At 68.1% G+C, this 3635-nt stretch carries 4 protein-coding genes; 3 read left to right on the plus strand and 1 reads right to left on the minus strand.

Translation table 11 applies throughout. From position 1 onward, the window contains the following. A partial coding sequence (locus JMF90_RS28790; RefSeq protein WP_201325742.1) for a LysR family transcriptional regulator occupies positions 1-632 on the minus strand: 632 nt, incomplete at its 3' end. A gap of 364 nt (positions 633-996) precedes the next feature. Here JMF90_RS28790 and JMF90_RS28795 point away from each other — a divergent pair. The 3 genes from JMF90_RS28795 to JMF90_RS28805 all read left to right on the plus strand — a co-directional run. Then, a complete protein-coding gene (locus JMF90_RS28795; RefSeq protein WP_011547573.1) occupies positions 997-2172 on the plus strand; it encodes an HPP family protein in 1176 nt (391 codons plus the stop codon). Positions 2173-2291: 119 nt separating this feature from the next. After that, positions 2292-2705 carry a MarR family winged helix-turn-helix transcriptional regulator gene (locus JMF90_RS28800; protein WP_012339858.1) on the plus strand — a complete coding sequence of 138 codons (414 nt, stop codon included), beginning with the start codon at positions 2292-2294 and terminating at the stop codon, positions 2703-2705. A 32-nt stretch (positions 2706-2737) separates the two neighbouring features. Further along, positions 2738-3635, plus strand: an 898-nt coding sequence (locus tag JMF90_RS28805) for a chloride channel protein (RefSeq protein WP_201325743.1), incomplete at its 3' end; no start/stop codon positions are given.

Consider the following 3635-nt stretch of genomic DNA (forward strand, 5'->3'; position numbering starts at 1 on the left):
TCGCCGTCACTGCGCTCGAGCCGCCATTCGCCGGCCGGCGAGGCGGGCGTGTCGAGGCGCAGGCAGACGTGGTTCGGCAGTTCGTCGGGCGTCTGCGGCGTGCCGTGCCGGGCCAGATACTCGCGCGACGCGACGAGTACGCTGCAGCTCGTGCCGCAGGTCTGCGCGACATAGCCCGAATCGGGCAACTGCGACGCGGTCACGATCGACACGTCATACCCCTCTTCGACCAGGTTCGGCATCCGCTGCGCCAGCGTCAGCTCGACCGACACGTCGGGGTTGTCCTCCTGGTAACGCACGATCGACGACACGACATGACTCTGCCCGAGCCCCGTCATCGCATGGATGCGCATCTTGCCGCTCGGCCGCAGCAGCGCGTTGCGCGCCTCCGCGTTCGCGTAGTCGAGTTCCGCGAGGATCGATTTCGCGCGCTCGAAATAGCGCTCGCCGCTTTCGGTCAGGCCGAGGTGGCGGGTCGTGCGATGCAGCAGGCGCGTCTGTACGTGGGCTTCGAGGTTCGAGACCGCGCGCGACACCTGCGCGGTGGTCGCGTCGATTTCCTTCGCGACGGCGGTAAAACTGCCGGCTTCGACGACGCGCACGAACAGGCGCATGTTTTCGAGCATGTCCATTGAATTGGCTTGGGGAGAGTCAGTGGGGAGGCGTCGGCGGCGCTCGCGTCAGAGGCGCAACGGAACACGGCCGCGAACCACGTCGAATCGATCACCGGGCCGGGGGGAAGGCAGGAGAGCGGGCATCGCGGACGGGGTTCTGGCATGACGGGGGAATTCAGTGCGCCGAATTGTACGCCGCTGCAGACAAATTTGCGCGGTTACGCATGCGCAAGCTCTCATGGGATGAAAGGAATTTGCAAGGCTTGCGCGTCGCGCGCGTGCAACGGCATGATGCGGCGCGGCAATTTGTATCACAACACGATATAATTCGACGCTCGTCGCCGCGCCCCCCCGCGTTGTCGATTTTTACCGCTTACCGTCCATGTCGTCAGGCTCCTCCCCGTCGCGCCGCACGTTGCGGCAATGGCTGCACAGCTTCATACCCCATCCGATGACCCTCGGCTGGCGCGAGCGCCTGCGCTCGTGCGCCGGTGCGCTCGTGGGCATCGCGACGGTCGGCGTCACGATGCGGCTGCTGCCCGGCGTGCCGGGCCTCGTGCCGCTGCTCGTCGCGCCGATGGGGGCATCGGCCGTGCTGCTGTTCGCGGTGTCGGCAAGCCCGCTCGCGCAGCCCTGGTCGATCATCGGCGGCAATCTCGTCGCGGCGACGGTCGGCGTCGCGTGCGCGCAATGGATCGTCGATCCGATCACGGCCGCCGCGGTCGCGATCGCCTGCGCGATCGGCGGCATGTTCGCGCTGCGCTGCGTGCACCCGCCGTCGGGCGCCGTCGCGCTCACGGCCGTGGTCGGCGGCCCGGCGATTCATGCGCTCGGCTTCGGCTTCGTCCTGCAGCCGATCGCGCTGCAATCGGCGATCCTGCTGTCGGCCGCGCTCGTCTATCACACGCTGACCGGGCACCGCTACCCGCACGGCGGCGTGCGGCCCGAAGCGAAACCGCAGGCCGGCGCCGCCGCACCGGCGCGCGGCGGCTTCACGCGCGGCGACCTCGATGCAGTGCTGAAGCGTCGCAGCGAATGGCTCGACGTCGATCCGGACGATCTCGAAACGCTGCTGCGCGAAACCGAAATGCAGGCTTATACGCGCACGTTCGGCCAGTTGAAGTGCGCCGACCTGATGACGAAACATGCGATCGAGGTCGCGCCGTCGACGTCGGTCGCGGCCGCGCTCACGCTGCTCGACCGCCATCGCGTGAAGGCGCTGCCCGTGGTCGACGGCGAAGGCCGCCTCATCGGCATCGTCACGCGCGCCGACCTCACGCGCCCGCCGCGCCGTCCGGCCCCGCTGTGGCAGCGCCTGTCCGCACGGTTGCCGCAATCGTTCGGCGGCCGGCCCGCGAGCGTCGCGTCCGTGATGACGCGCGACGTCGCGTCGGTGCCGGAAACGCTGCCGATCACGGCGCTCGTGCCGCTGTTCACGCATTCGGGCCACCACCATATTCCGGTCGTCGATGCGTCGGACCGGCTCGTCGGCATCATCACGCAGACGGATCTCGTCACGGGCCTTTATCAGCAGACCCAAATGCTCGAGGCCGCGTAGCGCGCATCACGCCCCGTACCCGCCCGCGCAACGCGGAATGCAGCCATTCCGCACGATTGCGTCCATTTATGTCATGTTGTGATATATTAATCGCCACCGTAACCGACTGCCCGACCTCGATGACCGATACCCGACGCGCGCTGGCGAAAAGCGATTTTCAGCAACTGTCCGAGTTCCGCTACCAGATGCGCCGCTTCGAGCGCTTCTCCGAACGCGCCGCGCAAAGCGAAGGCGTGACGCCGCTGCAATACCTGCTGCTGCTGCACATCAAGGGCTATCCGCATCGCGAATGGGCGACCATCGGCGAGCTCGCGGAACGCCTGCAGGCGCAGCACCACGGCGTCGTGGCGCTGGTGACGCGCTGCGAAGCGCTCGGGCTCGTGAAGCGCAAGCCGAGCGAAGCCGACCGCCGCCAGGTCGAAGTCCACCTCGAACCGGCCGGCGAAACGCTGCTCGCCCGTCTCGCAGCCATGCATCGCGCCGAGCTGAAGTCGCTCAAGGGCGCGTTCCAGGTTCCCCAGATCGATTCCTGACCCTTGCCCTTGCCACTCTCACTCCCACTCCGATGAACGCCCCACACAAACGCGATTTCTCGACCAACGCACGCCTGCCCAGGATCGCGTTGCTGGCCGCCGGGATCGGCCTGCTCAGCACGCTTGCCGCGTTCGTGCTGTTGAGCCTGATCCGCCTGTTCACGAACCTGTTCTTCTTCCGGCAGTTCTCGTTCGCCGAGCATTCGCCCGCGACCAACACGCTGGGCGCATGGGTGATCGCGGTCCCGGTGATCGGCGGGCTGATCGTCGGCTTGATGGCGCGTTTCGGCTCGGAGAAGATCCGCGGCCACGGCATTCCGGAAGCGATCGAGGCGATCCTGTTCGGCAAGAGCCGCATGTCGCCGAAGGTCGCGATCCTCAAGCCGCTGTCGTCCGGCGTCGTGATCGGGAGCGGCGGCCCGTTCGGCGCCGAAGGCCCGATCATCATGACGGGCGGCGCGCTCGGCTCGCTGATCGCGCAATGCGTGCACGTGACCGCCGCCGAACGCAAGACGCTGCTCGTCGCCGGTGCGGCCGCGGGCATGACGGCCGTGTTCGGCACGCCGGTGGCCGCCGTGCTGCTCGCGGTCGAGCTGCTGCTGTTCGAATGGCGTCCGCGCAGTTTCCTGCCGGTCGCGCTCGCGTGCGCGGTGGCAGGCTTCGCACGCACGGTGTTCTTCGGCGTCGATCCGCTGTTTCCGCTGACGACCGCCGCGCCGACGCCCGTCGCGCTGCTGTCGTGCATCGTCGCGGGCCTGCTGTCCGGCATGCTCGCGTGCGGCCTGTCGGCGGCGCTCTACCGCGTCGAAGACACCTTCGCGAAACTGCCCGTGCACTGGATGTGGTGGCCGGCGCTCGGCGCGATCGTGATCGGCATCGGCGGCTGGCTCGAACCGCGCGCGCTCGGGGTCGGCTACGACGTGATCGGCG

The organism is Burkholderia sp. E168m23 (genome assembly GCF_016586125.1).
GTDB classification, from domain to species: domain Bacteria; phylum Pseudomonadota; class Gammaproteobacteria; order Burkholderiales; family Burkholderiaceae; genus Burkholderia; species Burkholderia orbicola.